The organism is Microbacterium sp. Be9 (assembly GCF_011754135.1).
Classification (GTDB): Bacteria; Actinomycetota; Actinomycetes; order Actinomycetales; family Microbacteriaceae; genus Microbacterium; species Microbacterium maritypicum_A.
In genome coordinates this window covers 257,848-278,075 of record NZ_WNWT01000004.1, presented here as the reverse complement: position 1 = coordinate 278,075, position 20,228 = coordinate 257,848, and the positions used below count along the sequence as shown (strand labels likewise).

At 67.7% G+C, this 20,228-nt stretch carries 24 protein-coding genes; 7 read left to right on the top strand and 17 right to left on the bottom strand.

The genetic code is table 11. From position 1 onward, the window contains the following. The first annotated feature begins 27 nt into the window (after positions 1-27). Positions 28-522: a glutathione peroxidase gene (locus tag GLO27_RS05545; protein WP_021198587.1), complete on the top strand. Its 495-nt coding sequence runs from the start codon at positions 28-30 to the stop codon at positions 520-522. Between the two features lie 33 nt (positions 523-555). On the opposite strand, the gene GLO27_RS05540 is transcribed toward GLO27_RS05545, so the two are convergent. Beyond that, positions 556-1,242, bottom strand: a complete 687-nt coding sequence (locus GLO27_RS05540; protein ID WP_167253974.1) for a DsbA family oxidoreductase — start codon at positions 1,240-1,242, stop codon at positions 556-558. Between the two features lie 69 nt (positions 1,243-1,311). On the opposite strand from GLO27_RS05540, the gene GLO27_RS05535 reads away from it, so the two are divergent. Next, on the top strand, positions 1,312-1,923 hold the full coding sequence (locus GLO27_RS05535; RefSeq protein ID WP_021198585.1) for a hypothetical protein: 612 nt from the start codon (positions 1,312-1,314) through the stop codon (positions 1,921-1,923). Here the strand turns inward: GLO27_RS05535 and GLO27_RS05530 are convergent. Both GLO27_RS05530 and recO read right to left on the bottom strand, forming a co-directional pair. Beyond that, positions 1,863-2,666: an isoprenyl transferase gene (locus GLO27_RS05530; protein ID WP_167253972.1), complete on the bottom strand. Its 804-nt coding sequence runs from the start codon at positions 2,664-2,666 to the stop codon at positions 1,863-1,865. The two genes, GLO27_RS05535 and GLO27_RS05530, sit on opposite strands and share 61 nt — an antisense overlap. Next, positions 2,663-3,406, bottom strand: a complete 744-nt coding sequence (gene recO / locus GLO27_RS05525; protein WP_021198583.1) for a DNA repair protein RecO — start codon at positions 3,404-3,406, stop codon at positions 2,663-2,665. The genes GLO27_RS05530 and recO overlap by 4 nt, the downstream gene beginning before the upstream one ends. A gap of 34 nt (positions 3,407-3,440) precedes the next feature. Between recO and GLO27_RS05520 the strand changes: the two genes are divergently transcribed. Continuing rightward, positions 3,441-4,139, top strand: coding sequence for a TRIC cation channel family protein (locus GLO27_RS05520; protein WP_021198582.1), 699 nt, complete (start codon positions 3,441-3,443; stop codon positions 4,137-4,139). Between the two features lie 19 nt (positions 4,140-4,158). On the opposite strand, the gene GLO27_RS05515 is transcribed toward GLO27_RS05520, so the two are convergent. Then, a complete protein-coding gene (locus tag GLO27_RS05515) occupies positions 4,159-4,893 on the bottom strand; it encodes a TetR/AcrR family transcriptional regulator C-terminal domain-containing protein (protein ID WP_167253970.1) in 735 nt (244 codons plus the stop codon). 67 nt (positions 4,894-4,960) lie between these two features. Here GLO27_RS05515 and GLO27_RS05510 point away from each other — a divergent pair, with 67 nt between their 5' ends. Beyond that, a complete protein-coding gene (locus GLO27_RS05510) occupies positions 4,961-5,341 on the top strand; it encodes a VOC family protein (RefSeq protein ID WP_167253968.1) in 381 nt (126 codons plus the stop codon). 81 nt (positions 5,342-5,422) lie between these two features. Here the strand turns inward: GLO27_RS05510 and leuA are convergent, their stop codons facing one another. Further along, entirely contained in the window at positions 5,423-7,177 is a 1,755-nt protein-coding gene (gene leuA, locus GLO27_RS05505; protein WP_021198579.1) for a 2-isopropylmalate synthase, read from the bottom strand. Positions 7,178-7,370: 193 nt separating this feature from the next. On the opposite strand from leuA, the gene GLO27_RS05500 reads away from it, so the two are divergent. Next, positions 7,371-8,018, top strand: a complete 648-nt coding sequence (locus GLO27_RS05500; RefSeq protein ID WP_029260221.1) for a hypothetical protein — start codon at positions 7,371-7,373, stop codon at positions 8,016-8,018. A 56-nt stretch (positions 8,019-8,074) separates the two neighbouring features. Beyond that, positions 8,075-8,575: a hypothetical protein gene (locus GLO27_RS05495; RefSeq protein WP_167253966.1), complete on the top strand. Its 501-nt coding sequence runs from the start codon at positions 8,075-8,077 to the stop codon at positions 8,573-8,575. 52 nt (positions 8,576-8,627) lie between these two features. Here GLO27_RS05495 and GLO27_RS05490 read toward each other — a convergent pair whose 3' ends face one another. The 12 genes from GLO27_RS05490 to hrcA all read right to left on the bottom strand — a co-directional run bounded on the left by GLO27_RS05490 (position 8,628) and on the right by hrcA (position 18,699). After that, a complete protein-coding gene (locus GLO27_RS05490; protein ID WP_292775348.1) occupies positions 8,628-9,539 on the bottom strand; it encodes an NADP-dependent oxidoreductase in 912 nt (303 codons plus the stop codon). Between the two features lie 60 nt (positions 9,540-9,599). After that, on the bottom strand, positions 9,600-10,073 hold the full coding sequence (locus GLO27_RS05485) for a hypothetical protein (protein ID WP_167253962.1): 474 nt from the start codon (positions 10,071-10,073) through the stop codon (positions 9,600-9,602). Further along, complete coding sequence (locus GLO27_RS05480; RefSeq protein ID WP_021198574.1) at positions 10,070-11,050, bottom strand: hypothetical protein; 981 nt, start codon at positions 11,048-11,050, stop codon at positions 10,070-10,072. Before GLO27_RS05480 ends, GLO27_RS05485 begins: the two co-directional genes overlap by 4 nt. Further along, positions 11,043-11,570: a sigma-70 family RNA polymerase sigma factor gene (locus tag GLO27_RS05475; protein ID WP_167253960.1), complete on the bottom strand. Its 528-nt coding sequence runs from the start codon at positions 11,568-11,570 to the stop codon at positions 11,043-11,045. Before GLO27_RS05475 ends, GLO27_RS05480 begins: the two co-directional genes overlap by 8 nt. A gap of 54 nt (positions 11,571-11,624) precedes the next feature. Beyond that, the gene (gene era, locus GLO27_RS05470; protein WP_167253958.1) at positions 11,625-12,521 is read right to left on the bottom strand and encodes a GTPase Era; all 897 of its coding nucleotides are present in this window, start codon (positions 12,519-12,521) and stop codon (positions 11,625-11,627) included. After that, positions 12,514-13,809 (bottom strand): hemolysin family protein, encoded by a 1,296-nt coding sequence (locus GLO27_RS05465; protein WP_021198571.1) that lies wholly within the window; start codon positions 13,807-13,809, stop codon positions 12,514-12,516. The genes era and GLO27_RS05465 overlap by 8 nt, the downstream gene beginning before the upstream one ends. Beyond that, complete coding sequence (gene ybeY / locus GLO27_RS05460) at positions 13,806-14,264, bottom strand: rRNA maturation RNase YbeY (protein WP_021198570.1); 459 nt, start codon at positions 14,262-14,264, stop codon at positions 13,806-13,808. Before ybeY ends, GLO27_RS05465 begins: the two co-directional genes overlap by 4 nt. Continuing rightward, positions 14,261-15,286 carry a PhoH family protein gene (locus GLO27_RS05455; protein WP_208323627.1) on the bottom strand — a complete coding sequence of 342 codons (1,026 nt, stop codon included), beginning with the start codon at positions 15,284-15,286 and terminating at the stop codon, positions 14,261-14,263. Before GLO27_RS05455 ends, ybeY begins: the two co-directional genes overlap by 4 nt. 79 nt (positions 15,287-15,365) lie before the next feature. Continuing rightward, positions 15,366-15,716 (bottom strand): histidine triad nucleotide-binding protein, encoded by a 351-nt coding sequence (locus GLO27_RS05450; protein ID WP_021198568.1) that lies wholly within the window; start codon positions 15,714-15,716, stop codon positions 15,366-15,368. A gap of 67 nt (positions 15,717-15,783) precedes the next feature. Continuing rightward, positions 15,784-16,512 carry a 16S rRNA (uracil(1498)-N(3))-methyltransferase gene (locus GLO27_RS05445; protein ID WP_167253957.1) on the bottom strand — a complete coding sequence of 243 codons (729 nt, stop codon included), beginning with the start codon at positions 16,510-16,512 and terminating at the stop codon, positions 15,784-15,786. Between the two features lie 2 nt (positions 16,513-16,514). Further along, entirely contained in the window at positions 16,515-17,630 is a 1,116-nt protein-coding gene (gene dnaJ, locus GLO27_RS05440) for a molecular chaperone DnaJ (protein WP_029260212.1), read from the bottom strand. Positions 17,631-17,667: 37 nt separating this feature from the next. Beyond that, complete coding sequence (hrcA, locus tag GLO27_RS05435; RefSeq protein WP_029260211.1) at positions 17,668-18,699, bottom strand: heat-inducible transcriptional repressor HrcA; 1,032 nt, start codon at positions 18,697-18,699, stop codon at positions 17,668-17,670. A 103-nt stretch (positions 18,700-18,802) separates the two neighbouring features. On the opposite strand from hrcA, the gene GLO27_RS05430 reads away from it, so the two are divergent. After that, the gene (locus GLO27_RS05430) at positions 18,803-20,221 is read left to right on the top strand and encodes a carboxylesterase family protein (protein ID WP_243844748.1); all 1,419 of its coding nucleotides are present in this window, start codon (positions 18,803-18,805) and stop codon (positions 20,219-20,221) included. Positions 20,222-20,228 lie beyond the last annotated feature (7 nt).

Here is a 20,228-nt window from a genome sequence, read left to right as displayed (position 1 = left end):
GGGGATGCGGCGATCTAAGCTGTGAATATGACCGAATCCGCGCTCCGCACGATCCCGTTCACCGACGCGAAGGGCGAGGAGAAGACGCTCGACGATCTCGGTGCCGACGTGGTGCTGGTCGTGAACGTCGCCTCCAAGTGCGGCCTGACGCCGCAGTACGAGCAGCTCGAGGAGCTGCAGCGTCTGTACGGCGACCGCGGGTTCACGGTCGTCGGCTTCCCGTGCAACCAGTTCTTCGGCCAGGAGCCCGGCTCGGTGGACGACATCCTCGAGTTCTGCTCGACGACGTACGGCGTCACGTTCCCGGTCAACGACAAGGTCAAGGTGAACGGCAAGAACGCCGCGGAGCTCTACAAGGCACTCAAGGAGACCCCGGACGCCGGCGGAAAAGCCGGACGGGTCGAGTGGAACTTCGAGAAGTTCCTCGTGCTGCCGGATGGGGACGTCCTGCGCTTCCGCCCGAAGCAGAAGCCGGACGCCCCCGAGATCGTCAGCGCCATCGAAGCCGCGCTGACCCGCTAGATCGAGCCGAGCGGTCGGACCGGCGCCGAACGGTCAGACGGCTGCCGTCTCCGTCTCGGCTTCTCCGCGCTTCGCCCAGAGGTCGCGGAGGACGTTCTCGAACGCCGCCGGTGGCTGCGCCCCGCTGATGCCGTACTGGCCGTCGACGACGAAGAACGGCACACCCTGGATGCCGTAGGCGCGGGCCTGGGCCTGATCCTGACGAACCGCCGGCAGGTACTGCTCGCTCTCGAGCGCCGCGCGAGCGCGATCTGCGTCGAGGCCGACCTCGGTCGCGAGCTCGACCAGGTCGTCGATACGGCCGACGTGCTTGCCTTCGGTGAAGTAGGCGGACATGAGCCGCTCCTCCAGCTCGTGCTGCAGGCCCTCGGCCTTCGCGAAGTGCAGCAGCTCATGAGCCTTGACCGTGTTGGTGTGCTGCAGCAGGTCGAAACGGTACTCGAGTCCCGCGTTCGCGGCGACACCGGTCACATTCGACAGCATCTGCTCGACCTGCTCGCGCGGCATTCCCTTGTGCCCGGCGAGGAAGTCGATCTCGTCGCCGTCGAAGTCGACGGGGGTGTCGGGCGAGAGCTCGAAGGAGTGGAAGGTGATGTTGACCTGCGGTGCGTCCTCGTCGGCGGCGACCGCTTCGAGACCCTTCTCGAGGTTGCGCTTGCCGATGTAGCACCAGGGGCAGGCGATGTCGGACCAGATGTCGATGGAGATGGGTTCAGTCACACTCTCATGCAACCGCATGCGCCTATGAGCTATTCCGAGGCAGCCACAGCTCGCGGGTAGGCTTCTCGGATGCTCTCCGCCGACGACCCGCTGCCGCTCCGGCCGGAGCGGGTTCTGGTGGCGGGCGTCTCCGGCTCGGGGAAGACGACCCTGTCGCGGCGTATCGGCACGATGTGGAGCCTGCGCCACGTCGAGATCGACGGTCTGTTCCACGGACCGAACTGGACTCCTCGCCCCGAGTTCCTCGACGACGTGCGCGCCTTCGCGTCCGACGACCGTTGGGTCACCGAGTGGCAGTACACGAGCAAGGGCACGGATGCGATCCTCACGCCGCGCGCGCAGCTCGCCGTCTGGCTGGACTATCCCCACCGCGTCGTGCGCGCCCGTCTGATCCGGCGCACGCTCGCCCGCGGCATCCTGCGACTCGAGCTCTGGAACGGGAACCGCGAGAAGGGACCGTGGAACCTGCTGAACCGCGATCCCGAGGAGAACATCCTCGCGTGGCAGACGGCGACGCTCCACAAATGGAGCGAGCGGTTTCCGGCCCTGCAGGAACACTTCCCCCACCTCGTCGTCGTGAGGCTGCGCCATCCGCGGGAAGCCGAGAGGTGGCTCCGGGCTCAGGCCGAGGCCTCCGGCGTGTCGATCGCGCCGCCGAAACGACGATCGCGCGACAGATAGATACCGATGGCGCGCCACAGCTCCTCACGCGAGAAATCGGGCCAGAGGGTGTCGAGGAACACCATCTCGGCGTAGGCCGACTCCCACAACAGGAAGTTCGAGGTGCGTTGCTCCCCCGAGCTGCGCAGGAACAGGTCGACGTCCGGCATGTCGGGCACATACAGGTTCCGGCGGATCATCTTCTCGGTGATCGCCTTCGGCTTCACCCGCCCGGCGGCGACATCCTCGGCGACCGCCCGCATCGCATCGACGAGCTCCACCCTGCCGCCGTAGTTCACACACATGGTGAGGGTGAGCACGTCGTTGCCACGAGTGAGCTGCTCGGCGTGCTGGAGCTCCTTGATGACGCTTCCCCACAGACGCGGCTTGCGTCCGGCCCAGCGGATCCGCACGCCCCATTCGTTGAGCTGATCACGGCGTCGGTGCAGCACGTCGCGGTTATACCCCATCAGGAAGCGAACCTCCTCGGGAGAGCGCGCCCAGTTCTCGGTCGAGAACGCGTACACGGAGAGATGCTTCACCCCGGCCTGGATCGCGCCGGCGACCACATCGAGAAGCACCTCCTCCCCTGCCTTGTGACCTTCGATCCGGTTGAGACCCCGGCGGTTGGCCCAGCGGCCGTTGCCGTCCATGACGATCGCCACGTGCTCCGGCACGGCCCGGAACGCAGGGGGATGCACGCCGGTCCAGTCCAGCGGGCGATAGGCCACGGCGTCCTTGTGCGTATACGGCTTCGGGCTCACCGTTCTCCTTCCGAAGGGATGTCGGACACGTGGGCGAGGGAGCGGATCCCGCGTTCCAGATGCCATTGAGCGTAGGCGGAGACCAGGCCGGACGCGGCGGCCGTGTCGGCGGGCGAAGACCCGTCGATGACGTCCCACTCGCCGGCGATCAGCGCCCGGAGCAGCGCCAGGGTCTTCTCGGCGACGCGGGGGCTCCCGGCAGGGGCGCAGTTCTGGCAGACCAGTCCGCCCAGCTGCGCGACGAACCGGGAGTGCGGACCCGGAGTGCCGCAGCGCGCGCATTCGTCGAGGGAGGGCGCCCATCCGGAGAGGGACATCACCCGCAGCAGATACGAGTCGAGGATGCTGCGGGCGACATGCTCTCCGCGGGACAGCGCACGCAGCCCGCCGACGAGGAGCAGGTACTGGTCGGGCGTCGCCTCCGAGTCGCTCAGGCGATCGGCCGTCTCGACCATCGCGTTGGCCGCCGTGAACCGGTCGTAGTGCGCGGCGATGTCCGTTCCGTAGGAACCGAGCGACTCGGCCTGCTGCACGATGTCGAGCGAGCGGCCTTGATACAGCTGCACGTCGGCGACCATGAACGGCTCGAGTCTGGCCCCGAACTTCGACGAGGTCCGGCGCACGCCCTTCGCGACCGCGCGAACCTTGCCATGACGCCGCGAGAGCATGATGACGATGCGATCCGCCTCACCGAGCTTGTGGGTGCGCAGGATCACCGCTTCGTCTCGATAGGTGGGCACCCTCCGATTATCCTCCGTGCGCGAGAATGGAGGCGTGACCGAACCGCTCTTCACCATTCCGCTGTGGGCGGACCTCCTCGGCGTCGGCCTCGGTGGCGTCCAGGGCGCGATGTTCGCATCGGGGTTCCAGGGGCAGCGTCGACTCGACTGGCTCGGCGTCTCGATCATCGGCATCATGATCGGGATGGGTGGCGGTCTCATCCGCGACATCCTGCTCGGGCAGACGCCCGCCACCCTGCAGAATCAGTGGTATCTGGTCACCGCCGGCGGTGCGGCCCTGCTCGGCATGCTGCTCGCGGGCCTCTTCACCCGGCTGAACACCGTGATCGTGGTCCTCGATGCCGTGGTGATCGGCATGTTCGGCGCCTTCGGGACGAGCAAGGCCCTCGCATTCGGGATCCCCGAAGTCCCGGCGGTCTTCATCGGCGTCTGCGCCGCGGTCGGTGGCAGCGTGCTCCGCGACATGCTCATGGGGCTTCCGACCGCGATCATGCACGTCGGTTCGCTCTACGCGGTCGCCGCGGGGGCAGGATGCACCTTCATCGTGATCGCCGTCGCCCTCGGGATGCCGATCACTCTCGCGGCGGTCATCGGCATCGCCGTCACAGCCGTCATCCGGGTCCTCGCCGTCACGTTCGACGTCTCCCTGCCCGAGCAGCGGCGCATCTACCGCCGCAAGGTGGCCGCAGAGACCGGCGCGATCGCGATCGTCAAGCCCAGCGCCGACCTCTGAGAACCAGCACGACACGCTCTCAGCGCGGCGAGGAATCCGAGACGATGCCGGCGAGCCCGTCGATCACCCGTGCCACACCGAAGTCCCATGCGACGTCGGCGTCGTAGGGGCCGTCCATCGCTTCGCCGGCTGCTTGACCGACCGCCTGAGCAAGGGGGAAGTCCGCCCCGAGATATCCCGTCACGCGCGGCGCGGCGTCGGCCCAGAACGGCCCGAAGCGCTCCCGCTCTGCACTCCCGCGCATTCTCGCCGCCGTCGCCCTCACGAAGTCGAGGACGAAGGACAACGCCGCGTCACGCTCGACAGCAGACAGTCCGGCGTCGTCGAATGCCCGCAACTCGCGGTCGTACTTCGCTATCGTTCCCGGACCCACGACGACTCGAGCATCATCGACGTCCAGCAACCACGCATGGGCGCGGAACAGGGCGAGATTCTCATCGACCACGCGACGCACGCGGGCTCGCCACCCCGCTCCGTCCGCCGGCGACGTCACCATCCTCGCGTGCGCCTCGTCGACCATCAGGACGAGCAGGTCCGCCCGACTGTTGACGTGCGTGTAGACGGACATCGCCGTGAGGTCGAGCGACTGCGCCAGCGCACGGACCGTCACCGCCTCGGCCCCACCGGCGTCCGCGAGTTCGATCGCCCCGGACACCACGGCGTCGACGGATACGCGAGAACGCGGCCCGCGACGCCCGTCCGCTCGCTCGGACGCGTCCTTGCGCCAGAGCAGGTCCACGAGATTCTTGGCCATTTCGGAATACCCTCCCGCGTCGACAACTTAACTCTGTACGTTGTACGTAGTTTATGACAGGAGAACCGTGAACATCACTCAGACCGCCATCTCGCTCAACGTTCCCGACGTCGCCGCCTCGGCGTCCTTCGCCAAGACCCACTTCGGCTTCGAGGAGGCGATGTCCGCCGAGGGCTTTGTCTCCCTGCAGCACCCGGACTCTCCACCGAGCATCATCTTCCTCGAGACCGGACTGAGCACGTTCCGCCCGCAGGAGATCTCCGGCTCCGCAGGGGAAGGCACCCTGGTCGTGTTCGTCGTCGACGACATCGACCGGGAGTTCGCGCGCATCTCCGACGCCGGAGCGCGGGTCATCACTCCCCCGGAGACCGAGCCGTGGGGTGAGCGCTACTGCCAGTTCGCCGATCCGAACGGTCTCGTCTGGCAGCTGGTGCAATGGGTCGCATAGCCCCCTGACCAGAGGTGCACACACAGACGACGGCGGCCGGGATCCTCGGGGATTCCGGCCGCCGTCGTCGAGACGCATCGATCAGACCGCCGCGAGCTCCTGCTGACGCGTGCGGATCGAACGGTTCACACCCGACACGATCGCCTTGAGGGACGCGGTCGAGATGTCGCCGTCGATGCCGACGCCCCACAGACGCTGATCGCCGACCTGCAGCTCGACGTAGGCTGCCGCCTGCGCGTCGCCACCGGCGCTGAGCGCATGCTCGACGTAGTCGTACACCGTGATGTCGAAGCCCTGCCCACGCAGCACCTCGACGAAAGCGGCGACAGGCCCGTTGCCGTTGCCGGTGACGGACACCTGCTGATCGTCGTCGCGCAGGACCACGTCGAGGGCGACGTCGCCGGACATGTCACTGCGGGTCTGCGTGGCGAGGAGCTCGAAGCGTCCCCACTTCGCCGCCGTGTCGACCGCCGGAAGGTACTCGTCGTTGAAGATCGACCAGATCTGCTCGCTCGTGACCTCTCCACCTTCGGCATCCGTCTTCGCCTGCACGACGCCCGAGAACTCGATCTGGAGCTTGCGGGGCAGATCGATCGCGTGGTCGGCCTTCAGCAGGTAGGCGACACCGCCCTTGCCGGACTGCGAATTCACGCGGATGACGGCCTCGTAGGAGCGACCGAGGTCCTTCGGGTCGACGGGCAGGTACGGTACGGCCCACTCGATGTCGTCGACCGTCACGCCCTCGGCCTCGGCACGCACGGCCATGGCTTCGAAGCCCTTCTTGATCGCGTCCTGATGCGATCCGCTGAAAGCGGTGAAGACGAGGTCGCCCGCCCACGGGCTGCGCTCCGGCACCGGCAGCTGGTTGCAGTACTCGACCGTGCGCTTGACCTGGTCGATGTCGCTGAAGTCGATCTGCGGGTCGATACCCTGCGTGAAGAGGTTGATGCCCAGCGCGACGATATCGACGTTGCCCGTGCGCTCGCCGTTGCCGAACAGGCATCCCTCGATGCGATCGGCGCCGGCCATGTAGCCGAGCTCAGCCGCTGCGATCGCGGTACCGCGGTCGTTGTGCGGGTGCAGCGACAGGATCACGTTCTCGCGGTGCGCGAGGTGACGGCTCATCCACTCGATCGAATCGGCGTAGACATTGGGCGAGGCCATCTCGACCGTGGCGGGCAGGTTGATGATCACCTTGCGGTCGGGAGTGGGCTCGAAGACCTCGATCACCTGGTTGCAGATGTCGACGGCGAACTCGAGCTCGGTGCCGGTGTAGCTCTCGGGCGAGTACTCGTAGTAGACCTTCGTGTCGGGGATGGTCTTCTCGAACTTCCGGCACAGACGCGCCCCCTCGAGCGCGATGTCGATGATGCCCTGTTTGTCGGTGCGGAAGACGACCTCGCGCTGCAGCACGCTCGTCGAGTTGTACAGGTGAACGATGGCCTGCTTGGCGCCGGCGATCGACTCATAGGTGCGCGCGATGAGGTGCTCACGCGCCTGCGTCAGCACCTGGATGGTGACGTCGTCCGGGATCAGGTCCTCTTCGATGAGCTGACGGACGAAATCGAAGTCGGTCTGGCTCGCCGAGGGGAAGCCGACCTCGATCTCCTTGTACCCCATGCTGACGAGCAGCTCGAACATCACGCGCTTGCGCTCGGGCGACATCGGGTCGATCAGGGCCTGGTTGCCGTCACGGAGGTCGACCGCGCACCAACGGGGCGCCTTGGTGATCCGGGCGTCGGGCCAGGTGCGGTCAGGCAGGTGGACGTTGATCTGCTCGTGGAACGGCCGGTACTTGTGGATCGGCATAGCGGACGGGCGCTGAGTGTTCTGCATGATGGGGCTTCTTCTCTTCGTCAAGATGAACGGGCCAACACAAGCGCCGCGACGAGGAAGGCCCTAGCTTTAGGACTCGTCGCGGCAGCTAAGAAGAAGCAGACCGCCGAAAGGCATGAGGTCATGCTAGCAGGGATGCGATCGCGGTACCGACGTGTCTGAGACGATCCGGATCTCACCGACACTCGTCGGTATGAGCACATCGCAGCGTCGCCTGTCCATCGCCGCCGCCTCAGGCGTCGCCCTCCTGTTCCTGAGCGCATGCACGACGGGCCCCGGCACCTCGCCGGCTCCGACGAGCACGACGGCGTCGTCCGAGCAGCGCATCGAGGACGCCCGGCCCGATCTCCCCGAAGGGCGCGTGATCGGGGTGGGTACGGTGCTGGACGTGGGTGGCGACGTGCAGCTGTGCATGGGAGCGATCATGGAGTCGTCTCCTCCGCAATGCGACGGCGTCCCCGTCGACGGCTGGTCCTGGGACGACGTGGAGGGTCGCGAGTCCAGCGGGGAGACGACGTGGGGTGCATACGCCGTGTATGCCACCTACGACGGCGAGCGACTCACGAACACCGATCCGCCAATCATGCTCGCACTCTTCGACCCGATCGCCCCGGAGGATCCCACGGACGGTGTCGACGGCACGACGCCGCCCGGAGAACTCAGCCGCATCCAGGACGACATCTCGGCCCGCCTCGGCGATGAGGCGGTCACCCTCCGCACCGATCGCGGTTACGTGTGGCTCGATGTCGTCTGGGATGACGGGACGATCCAGGATGCCGCGGACGCGGAGTACGGAGACGGTGTCGTGATCGTGACGTCCGCGCTCCGGGAGATCGACTGAGCGCCCGCCGTCGTGTGCGATCATTTCCACATGCATAGACCTCCGGTCGCGATGCGATGAGAATCGAGTTGCTCATCGGCGGGTTCGCCATCCTCATCGGCATCCTCGCGTCGATCCTGTCCCGGCAGACCACCGAGCTCATCGTCGCGGGGAACTACGTGATCGGATCACATCGCGGATCCGTGGCGAATGCCACGCAACGACCATGGATGACACGACTGATCGGCATCGTTTTCGTGATCGTCGGAGCCGCCCTCGTGGTGTACGGCGTCGATGACGCGCCTGGTCCCCGCCCCGCTCCTGCTGAGCAGTGGGAGCTCATCCTGCCGCTCGTGTCCTCGGGTGTTCTGGGAGCCTTCGGGCTCGGCGTCCTCGCCTCACGACGCCGCCTCACCGCCCTTGCCGCCGAACGGTTGAAGGTGAATGGTGCTGAGATCTATGAGGGCGATCAAGCGGAGAGGAGCGCCCGCATGATCGTGTTGACGTTCGCTATCTGGATCTTCGTCGTCTCCGCATTGATTTCTGCGGCCGGGGTCATCTTCTACCTGCGGGCCTGAGCCGGAGGACGCTGAAGCAGCGGACACACATCGGACAGACAACGCCCCTGCACTAGGGGATCAGAGCGATCTTGCCGCCGGGATGGCCGGTGGCGAGAAGCCGATGCGCCGCCGGTGCGTCGGCCAGGGGGAACGTTCGGGCCAGAGGGACCACGAGATCGCCGTTCTGTGCCAGCGCGACCAACTCTCCCCGCACCTCGTCGCGGAAGCGGGCGCTCTGAGGCATCGACCCGGCAATGAAGAGGATGCCGTCATCCTCCGCGCGACCCGCGGCGGCGATCGTGACGATCCGTCGACGGTCGGCGACGAGTTCGAGGGACGCGTCCATGGCTTCCCGAGTTCCCGCCGTGTCCAAAGCCGCAGCGATCGGAACATCCGCAAGGTCGCGGACTCGGCCGGAGAGCCCGGGGCCGTACTCCACAGGGACGCCCCCGAACCTTCGGACTTCGCCGAAGCGGGATGGGCTCGCCGTTCCGATGACGCAGATGCCGCGGAGCCGCGCCTGCTGCAGCACGCTCACTCCGACGGCGCCGGACGCGCCGTGGAGAAGGATCGTCTCCCCTGGTGCCGCAGCGGTGACGGCGAGCATCTCTGCGGCCGTGGTGCCGACGAGCAGCAGATTCGCGGCCTCTGGGCGCGTGAGCGTCGACGGCTTGGCGAACACTTTCTCGGCGGGCACGGTGATCTCGGTCGCGTAGCCCCCGCGCACGCGGAAGGCGATGACCTCGTCGCCGATGTCGACGGCCCCCGAGCCTGTCCTGGTGTCCGCGCCGATGGCCGAGATCTCCCCCGAGACCTCATACCCGATCGGGACGGGCAGCTCGATGCCCGTGCGGGGAGCCGCGACATGCTTCGCGTCTGCGGGGTTCACCCCCGCGGCGCGGACACGGATCGTGACCTCGCCGGGTTCGGGAGTGCGCAGCTCATGCTCGACGAACGCCCAGGTCTCGGGCGGGCCCCACACCGGCGCGGTCCACTGCCACGCGCGGAACGGATCAGTCGAGGCCACGGTGCGCGATGCTTCTCAGAGGACGCAACGCAGGTTCGTGACGGTGCCCGATACGTTGGACCAGTTGCCCGCGTAGATGGTGGCGAGCACCGATGATCCGTTTCGCGCCTGCATGTAGCCGGAGGTCCGTGCATTCGCCGCTGACCTGGTCACGAAGCTCGCAGGCACGGCGTTGACGCTGCACGAGCTGAAGCTCAGGATGCTCCCGCCGAGTGACGCGAGATTGAATGCGCAGGTCTTGCCGGTCGCGCAGCCGCCGACTGTGCGCGCGGAGATGCTGGACGCGCCGACGATCTGCAGCTCCATGCCGAGATCGGGCCACACCGCTCGCGTCGCATCGATGACGATGCCGCCCGGCACCTCTTCAAGCATGGCGGCGACGGCAGGATCGACCTCACGATCGCTCGGGTCTGCGGCCATCGCCGGAGTCGCTCCGAAGGCGACGAGCAGCCCGAGGACGATCGCCGCGAGAGCAGTCGAGCGCTTCATCGGAACACATCCTCCTCCACGTCCCACATCTGATACGAGATGATCGAGCCTGCCGCGAAGAGCTCGTCGGCGATCAGAACGGTACGCTCCACTCCGACGATCCTCCCCGTGTCGCGGGACACCAGGACCACGTCGCTCACCGCCCCGTCGGGCGACTGCACACGGATACCGTCGACGGGTCGCCCCAGCCGATCCGTCGTCGTTCCGAGCGCCTGACCGCCGCCGGCCTCCTCGAGGAGGAGCAGCAGCTCGCGGTGCTGCGCATTCGTCAACGTCCATTGGCCGAGGACGGAGGTGAATGCGGTCTCCACGTCGAATGCCGTCGGGTCGTCCGGCATGCCGAACGCACGGAGCATCGCCACCATGTCGTCGTGCGCCTCACCGGGCACAGCGGTCCAGGGAGTGGTGAAGTCCCCCGGTGCCATCACCAGATCGTTGACCACTCTTCCGCTGCTGGTGACCTCTGCAGCATTGCTCGCCGCCGCATCCGAGGGGTCGTACGGAACTCCGTCGATGGTGGTCGCACGTCCGGACCCGTCCGGTTCCCACGTGAGCGTCGAAAGCTGGGGAACGACGGTCGTGGTCTTCGAATCGACCTCGACGTTGAACCCCCATGAGGCGGTCCTGACCGATCGCACCGGCTCACCGGGACCGGGGCTCTCGGCGAGGCTCGCTTCGGCCCCGTCGACGACCTGAGCGACAGTGACCGAGCCGTCGAACTCGAGCGGTGACGGCATCCCGGCCACCGCCGCCCCCTGCGGGGAGAGTACGGCGAAGGCCAGAGCCGTCGAGGCTGCGACCGCGGTCAGACCGGAAGCCCAGCCGAGTGCACGCCGACGGCGACGCCTCGGTGCGGTGCTCGTGCGGAGGATGCGGTCGCGAGTCGCGAGGGCCCGCGCGTCGGGCGCAGCGTCACGTGGAGTCGGTGCGGGATCGGCATCGCTCAGCATCCGTTCGAGCACGGCGTTGTCAGTCATCACCCGTCGTCCGCCCCTCCAGGCCCAGCTCCGCACACAGGCGATCCTGCGCGCGTCCCAGCGTCTTCCGCACTCGCAACTCGGAAGCGCGCAACAACTCCGCGATCTCCCCCACCGTGAGTCCGTCCCAGTACGTGAGCATGATGATACGCCTCTGACCTGGAGTGAGGACAGCCAAAGCCCGCAGGACCGCGAGGCGACTGTGCTGATCCGGTCCGCCCTCTTCGCCGGAGAGCCCCAGATGCACAGCGTCGAGCGCACCGTAGGGCGTCGACGCCCGGCCGGAACGAGCCCGCAGCCGCCGATCCGTCGCCCGCAACAGCCAGACACGGCTCGGCGGTCGTGCAGGTCTGAGCTTGGTCCAGGCGAGCAGGAACACTTCGGAGACGATCTCGGTGACCTCGTCCTGCGCGCCGACGACGCCCTCGATGTGATGCCGCACTGCTGCCCAGTGCTCATCGAACACTCGGGTGAAGACCTCGTTGCGCAGCGGATTCGGGTCTTCGCTGCGACCACTCATGTCGCCGGGGTCGGCGGCCTGCCCGCCGCCATCGACGTGATGCCGGATGTCATCTCAGAATCCGAGCCTGCCGAGCTGCTTCGGATCGCGCTGCCATTCCTTCGCGACCTTCACATGCAGCCCGAGGAAGACGCGCGTGCCGAGCAGCTCCTCGATGCCGACGCGCGCTCGCGCCCCCACCTCGCTGAGTCGCTTGCCCTTATGCCCGATGATGATCGCCTTCTGACTGTCGCGCTCGACCACGATCGAGGCGTGCACGTCGGTGAGGTCCGTGCCCTCACGGGGCGCGATGTCGTCGATGACGACGGCGATCGAGTGCGGGAGCTCGTCACGCACCCCCTCCAGGGCGCCCTCTCGGATCATCTCGGCGATCCGATCCTCCTGCGACTCGTCCGTCGTGATGCCCTCCGGATAGAGTGCCGGCCCCTTGGGCATCAGCGTCAGGATCTCGTCCGAGAGCACGTCGAGCTGCTCGCGCGTCAGGGCGGACAGCGGGATGACAGCGGCCCAGTCCTCACGCAGCGAATCGACCTCCAGGAGCCGCTCGGTGACCTCATCACGAGCGGCAGCGTCCATCTTCGTCACGATCGCGATCTTCTTCGCACGCGGGTAGCCATCGAGCGAGGCGGCGATCCGTCGATCCCCCGGACCGACCTTCTCGTTCGCGGGCACGCAGAAGCCGATGACGTCGACGTCGCCCAGCACCTGCTCGACGAGATCGTTCAGCCGCTCGCCGAGCAGCGTGCGCGGCTTGTGGATTCCAGGGGTGTCCACGATGACGAGCTGACCCTCGGGACGGTTCACGATGCCGCGGATCGCCCGACGCGTGGTCTGCGGCTTCTCGCTGGTGATGGCGATCTTCTCGCCGACGAGGGCGTTCGTCAGCGTCGACTTCCCGACGTTGGGGCGGCCGACGAATGTCACGAACCCGCTTCGAGTATCGTCAGTCATCGTCTCGATCTCCTTCATCCTGCGAAGCGTCGGGTTCCCCCGCCGCACGTTCCACGAACACCGTCGCGATACCTCTGCCACGGCCGCGCGATGCGCCGCCCGTGAGAACCAAACCTTCCACGGTAGCCGTTGCACCGGGCTGCGGAACCTGTCCCAGCGCTTTGCCGAGCAGCCCACCGATCGAGTCGACATCCTCGTCCTCGAGCTCGAGACCGAAGAGATCGCCGACGTCCTCGAGCGAGAGACGGGAGCTCACGCGGTATCGTCCGTGACCGAGATCGACGAACTCCGCCGACACCTGATCGTACTCGTCCGAGATCTCGCCGACGAGTTCCTCGATCAAGTCCTCCAGCGTCACCAAGCCCGAGATCCCGCCGTGCTCGTCGATCACCAGACACACATGCACGGCGTCGCGCTTCATCTGCTGGAGGAGGGTCTCGGCGCGCATCGACTCGGGGACGAAGGTCGCAGGGCGCGCGATCGGCCGGATCGAGGCCGCGCGCCACGCGCTGTCGTCACGATAGGCGAACTGCACGAGGTCCTTGAGATAGAGCACGCCGACGACGTCGTCCGCATCGTCATCGACGACGGGCATGCGCGACACACCGCGGTTCAGGAACAGCGACATGGCCTCATCCGTCGTCGCCGTGGCATCGACGGTCACCATCTCGGTGCGGGGCACCATCACGGCGCGGACGAACTGATCGGTGAAGTCGAACACCGAGTGGATGAGATCGCGGTCGTCCTCCTCGATGAGGTCGTTCGACGCCGCCTCGTCGACCATGCTGAGCAGCTGGTCCTCACTGGTGAACGAGCTGCGGCCGGTACCCGGCGTGACGCGGTTGCCGAGCACGACGAGTCCCTGAGCAAGGGGGCCCAGGAAGATACGGAGTCCACGCACGACCGACGCCGTGCCGCGGATCATGCCCTCAGCATGCTGGCGCCCGAACGAGCGCGGGCTCGCTCCCACGAGAACGAAGGTGATCGCCGTCATCAACAGGGCGGCGGCGAGCATCGCCCACCAGTTGTTCTCGATCAGGATGGTGAACGCCACCGTCACGAGCACGGCGGCCGTGACCTCTGCCAGCACGCGGATGAACGCCACGGCGTTCACGTGCGCATCGAGGTCCGCGGCGATGCGACCCAGAGCCTTGGCCCTGCGCCCTTCCGTCGCCATGTCGGCCAGACCCGCCCGTGACGTGACACCGTATGCCGCATCGATCGCGGACATGAGACCGCCGAAGGCCACCAGCAGCACGGCGGCGATCAGCAGGAGAGCCGCGGTCATCGCCGGCGTTCAGCTGCGGCGAAGCCCTGGATCAGTTCCTTCTGCAGCCCGAACATCTCACGCTCCTCGTCAGGTTCGGCATGATCGAATCCGAGAAGGTGAAGCAACCCGTGCGTGGTCAGCAGGATCAGCTCGTCCATCAGAGTGTGTCCTGCGGCCTGCGCCTGCGCTTCCGCGACCTGCGGGCAGAGGACGATGTCGCCGAGCAGACCGGGAGCGGTCGGGCGATCCTCGGTACCGGGGCGCAGCTCGTCCATCGGGAAGCTCAGCACGTCCGTGGGACCGGGCTCATCCATCCACTGCACGTGAAGAGCCTCCATGGCGCCCTCGTCGACGAGAACGATCGCCACCTCGGCGTCCGGGCTCACGTGGAGCTGTGCGAGGTTGAAGTCGGTCAGTCGCTGCAGCACGGTCTCATCGACGTCGATGGCCGACTCGTTGTTGATCTCGATCATGAGAGTCCTCGTTTCGGGGCGCGATCACGCGGTCCTGGTCGTTGCGCTCCTCGGCGCTCGGCACGATTGGCGAACTCGGCCGCCTGTTCGCGCTCGAACCGCTGCGCGGTGCGCTTCTCGTCGTACTCGCTGTACGCGTCGACGATGCGGCCGACGAGCGAGTGGCGCACCACGTCATCGCTGGTGAGGCGGGAGAAATGGATGTCGTCGATTCCGTCGAGCACACGGGTGACCAGACGGAGACCGGATGCACCTTGCGGAAGATCGACCTGCGTGATGTCGCCGGTGACGACCATCCGCGTGCCGAAGCCGAGGCGCGTGAGGAACATCTTCATCTGCTCGGGAGTCGTGTTCTGCGCCTCATCGAGCACCACGAAGGAGTCGTTGAGGGTGCGGCCGCGCATGTAGGCGAGCGGGGCGACTTCGATCGTGCCCGTCGCCATCAGTCGCGGCACGATCTCGGGGTCCATCATCTCGTTCAGCGCGTCGTACAGCGGGCGCAGGTACGGATCGATCTTGTCCGTGAGGGTGCCGGGGAGGAACCCGAGCCGCTCCCCCGCCTCGACGGCGGGACGGGTGAGGATGATGCGGGTCACTTCCTTGCGCTGCAGGGCCTGCACCGCCTTCGCCATCGCGAGATAGGTCTTGCCCGTACCGGCGGGACCGATGCCGAACACGATCGTGTTCTCCTCGATCGCGTCGACGTACTCCTTCTGACCGAGGGTCTTCGGACGGATCACCTTGCCGCGGGTGGTCAGGATCGCCTCGCCCAGCACCTCGCTCGGACGCGGTCCGCCCTCCTGGCGCAGCATGCGCGCGGAGCTCGACACATCGCTCGGGGCCAGGTCGTGCCCCGCCCTCGTCATGGCGAGGAGCTCGTCGACCAGTGCTTTCGCCTTCGCGACCGCATCGGTGCTGCCGCCGAGCGTGATCTCGTTGCCGCGCACGAGCACCTGGACGCCGGGGTGCTCCTTCTCGAGCATCCGCAGAAGCCGGTCCTGGGGCCCGAGCAGCTGCACCATCGCGACGCCGTCGGCGTAGATCTTCTCGACGGCCTCGGGAGGCTGACCTCCCCGGCTGCGCTCCTGGGGTTCGTGGTTCTCAGGCACCGACGCTCTTCTCGGTCAATCCGCCGCCCAGCACATGCGCGTGGACGTGGAACACGGTCTGCCCGGCGTTCGCGCCGGTGTTGAAGACGAGGCGGAAGTCGCCGTCTTCGGTGTGCTCCGCGGCGAGCTCCCCCGCGAAGGCGATCATGTCCGCCAGCAGAGTGGCATCCCCGGCAGCGAGCTCGGTCACGTCGCGGTACTCCGCGGTCTTCGGCACCACGAGCAGATGCACGGGCGCCTGCGGCGCGATGTCGCGCAGAGCGAAGAGGCGGTCGGTCTCGCCGATGATCTCGGCAGGGATCTCCCCGTTCAGAATGCGCGTGAAGATCGAGGGTTCCGTCATGCCGTCAAGTCTACTGACCACAGCACGCTCGCAGTCCGGTGCGCGTGGGCAGGCGGGCGAGTCGCGTTCACCATCGTCCGAGTGCGACCGACAGCACGGCGATCGCGGCAGGCCCTGCCGTCGAGGTGCGCAGCACGGTATCGCCCAGGAGCACGCGCTCGGCCCCCGCCTCCGTCAGGCGGTGGAGCTCCTCTTCGGAGATCCCGCCTTCCGGCCCAACCACGAGCACCAGGTCACGGCCGTCCGTCACGATCTCGGACAACCGCACGGGGGCCGTCGGGTCGAGGAGCAGAACACGCTGCGAGCTGACGCGCTCGGCGAGCTGCTTCGTCGAGACCGGCGCGACCACCTCCGGGACCCACGCGCGGTGCGCCTGCTTCGCGGCCTCGCGCACGATGCTCGCCCAGCGCTCCCTCCCCTTCACCGCCTTCGGACCTTCCCAGCGCGACACGCTGCGACTCGCCTGCCAGGGCACGATCTCGTCGACGCCGAGCTCGCACGCGGCCTGTACGGCGAGCTCATCGCGATCGCCCTTCGCGAGCGCCTGCACCAGGACGATCCGCGGACGGGGCGCGGGACGCTCGACGCGCTCTGCGATGCGCACGTCGACGCGAGCGGGCGACACCTCCTCGGCGACACCGGCCAACCACACTCCGGCACCGTCGCCGACCGTGACGGCCTCGCCGACGCGAAGCCGTCGTACGACGGCCGCGTGCTTGGCTTCGGCTCCGGTCAACGACACGATGTCGCCGACTCCGGCATCGGTCGACGAGTCGACGAGGAAATGCAGGGCCATGGTCAGTGGCTGCGGAAGCGGTCGCGGAGCTTCGAGAACAGTCCCTGTTGGAACTGCGCGAGCTGGGGCTCCGGCGACTTCGTCTTCTTGGCGAAGTCCTCGATCAGGGCCCGCTGCGCGGAGTCCAACCTGGTCGGGGTCAGCACCTGCACGCCGACCCGCAGATCGCCGCGCTGCGTCCCTCGGAGCGGCGTGATGCCGCGGCCCTTGATCGTGAGCACGTCGCCGGACTGCACACCGGCACGGATCTCGAGGTCCACCTCACCGTCCAGTCCCTGGATCTTCGTCTCCGTGCCGAGGATCGCATCCGTCATCGACACCTCGAGCGTGGCGAGCAGGTCGTCCCCCTCACGGCTGAACGCCGCGTGCGGGTTGACCGTCACCTCGACGTACAGGTCTCCGTTCGGTCCGCCCGCCTTGCCGACCTCGCCGGAACCGGGAAGCTGCAGACGGAGCCCCGTCTCGACGCCGGCCGGGATGTCGAGCGATACGGTACGGCGCGAACGCACGCGGCCCTGGCCACCGCACGTGCCGCAGGGGTAAGGGATCGTCGTGCCGTAGCCCTCGCACGTGCCGCAGGGCTGAGAGGTCACGACGTTGCCGAGCAGGCTGCGCACCTGACGCTGCACGTGACCGGAGCCACCGCAGATGTCGCAGGTGACCGGAGAGGTGCCCTCTTGGCAGCAGGATCCCTGACACGTCTCGCACAGCACCGCGGTGTCGACGTCGATGTCGCGGTGCGCACCGAACACCACATCGCCGAGGTCGAGGGTCACGCGGACGAGGGCGTCCTGGCCACGCTCGCGACGCGAACGCGGACGCGCGCCACGTCCGCCGCCCTGCGAGGCCCCGAAGAACGTCTCGAAGATGTCGCCGAAACCGCCGAAGCCGCCGAAGTTCCCTGCCGCACCGTCTCCGCCGCCCATGTCATAGCGCCGGCGGGAGTCGTCGTCGCTGAGCACGTCGTACGCATGCGTGACGAGCTTGAACTTCTCCGCCGCGTCCTCTCCCGGGTTCACATCCGGGTGCAGCTGCCGGGCGAGGCGCCGGTACGCCTTCTTGATCTCATCGGTGGAAGCGTCTCGGGACACCCCGAGAACCTCATAGTGGTCCGCCACAATCGCCTTTCTTGCGTGTGTCTCGGTGGCGACCGCGTCAGCGGCCGGCCTCGTCTTCATCGAGCATCCGCGACAGGTAGCGGGCCACGGCCCGCGCTGCGGCGAGGTTGCTCGGGTAGTCCATGCGCGTCGGTCCCATCACTCCGACGCGCGCCGTGCCGCTCGGGGCGGCGTAGTTGCTGGCGACGATCGACGCCTCGCCCAGGCCGAACGGGGCGTTCTCCGTGCCGATGCTCGCGGCGAGTCCGTGCTCGTCAGTCACCATCTCGCTCATCAGACGCAGGAGCGTCACCTGTTCCTCGATGGCTTCGAGGAGGGGGTGGATGCTGCCGCGGAAGTCCTGCTCCCGGCGCGCGAGGGTCGCCGCTCCCGCCATCACCAACCGCTCCTGGCGGAACCCTCCGAGTTCGTCGACGATCACCGCAGCAAGCGTGCGCAGCACGGCATCCTGGGGCTTCTCCTCGGCGACCAGCAACGCCTGCAGCCGATCGGATGCCTCCCCGATGCCCTGACCGGTGATCGACGCGGACAGCCGTGCGCGCAGCACAGCCATGTCAGCGTCGTCGATCGGCTCCGGGAGGACGGCCATACGCTGCGAGACCCCGCCGGCATCGGTCACGAGCACGATCAGAAGCCGGTTCGGCGCGAGCGCGACCAGCTCGACGTGCGTGACATGCGCGCGGGCGAACGAGGGGTACTGGGCGAGCGCGACCTGGCCGGTCAGCTGTGTCAGCACCCGCACCGTTCGCGCCATCAGGTCGTCGAGGTCGGCCGGCTCGCCGAGGAAGGACTCGATCGCCGAGCGCTGAGCCGACGAGAGCGGTCGCAGCTGGGCGAGGTGGTTCACGAAGACGCGATAGCCCTTGTCGGTGGGCACACGGCCGGACGAGGTGTGCGGAGCCGTGATGAGCTCTTCGTCCTCGAGCAGCGCCATGTCGTTGCGGATCGTCGCCGCCGAGACGCCGAACGAGTGCCGGTCGACGATGGAGCGGCTGCCGACGGGTTCGTGGGTCTCGACGTAGTCCTGCACGATCGCTCGGAGAACCTGGAGTCCTCGCTCTGTGACCATCGCCCTTCCCTTCCGCTGGCACTCGGACGTTCAGAGTGCCAATCCTACCCCGTGCAGCTCGGGATTCTCCGTACCGCGGACGCACGACCCTAGGATGACGCTCATGACCACCTCACCCCAGGCCACCCTGTCGAACGGCCTCGTCCGCGGCACCGAGGAGGCCGGGGTGGTCCGCTACCTCGGCATTCCCTATGCCCAGGCGCCGTTCGGGGAGAACCGCTTCCGCGCACCGCAACCCGTCCCGGCCTGGGAGGGCGTGCGAGAGGCGACGCAGTTCGGGCCGACACCACCCCAGGTCCCCTACGCCGGAGCGATCGGCGAGCTGCTGGGATCTGTGCGCATCGACGGCGACGACATCCTCACCGCGAACGTGTGGGCTCCCGCTGATGCCTCTGGCGCGCCCGTCCTGCTCTGGATCCACGGCGGCGCGCTCGAGCGAGGGACCGCCGCGCTGCCGCTGTACGACGGCACCGTGTTCGCCGCGGCAGGCCTCGTCTTCGTCTCGATCAACTACCGACTCGGTTCGGAGGGCTTCTCGGTGCTGGACGGCGCCCCGCGGAATCTCGGCCTGCGCGATGCCGCCGCCGCTTTGGAGTGGGTGCACCGAGAGGTCCAGGCGTTCGGCGGCGACTCGGCGCAGATCACCGCCATGGGCGAGTCGGCCGGTGGCGCGATCGTGGCCGGTCTCCTCGCGCGGGACACCTCCCGTGAACTGATCGGCCGCGCGATCATCGAGTCCGGCCCACTTCGCGCCCAGACCGCGCGGAAGGCAGGAAGAGTGACCGCGCAGATCGCGAAGCGACTCGGTGTGCGGGCCGACCGTGAGGCCTTCGCCGCGCTGACACCCGACCAGCTGCTGGACGCACGCACGGCGCAATCGGCGGGATCGTCACCCCTCGGCGGGGCACCGGGGTTCCAGTTCGCGATCGACGCCGAGAGCCTTCCCCGCTCGCCGCATGAGGTGCTCGGGGAGATCGACACCCCGCTCCTCATCGGCAGCAACACCGACGAGTATCGGCTCTGGTTCCCGCCGGAGGCGCTGGCCGCCATCGGCGGGATGAAGCTGCAGGCCGCACGGCTGCTGTCACGCATCCCCCGGCGCGCGGTGACCGCGTACCGATCCGCATTCCCCGACGCGATCACCGGGGAGATCTTCGGGCAGCTCGTCACGGACATGATGCTGCGTGCGCCCCTCAGCCGTGTGGCGGCGGCCCACCCGGACACGACCTACGTCTACGAGTTCGCCTGGCCGAGTCCGGTGCGTGACCTGCGGGCGGCCCACGCACTCGAGCTCGGGTTCGTGTTCGATCGGCTCGATGATGCCGAGGCCGAGCGACTGGCGGGTCCCGATGCTCCGCGCCGGCTCGCCGCCGAGATGAACGCCGCCTGGGTCGGGTTCGCGACCGCCGGAGACCCCGGGTGGCCCGCCTATGGGCCGGACCGCCGGACGCGTGTCTTCGATGCGGACAGCGCGACGGTGACGCAGCGGCGGACAGCGGGCATGGATCTGCTTCCCGGATGATTCCGAG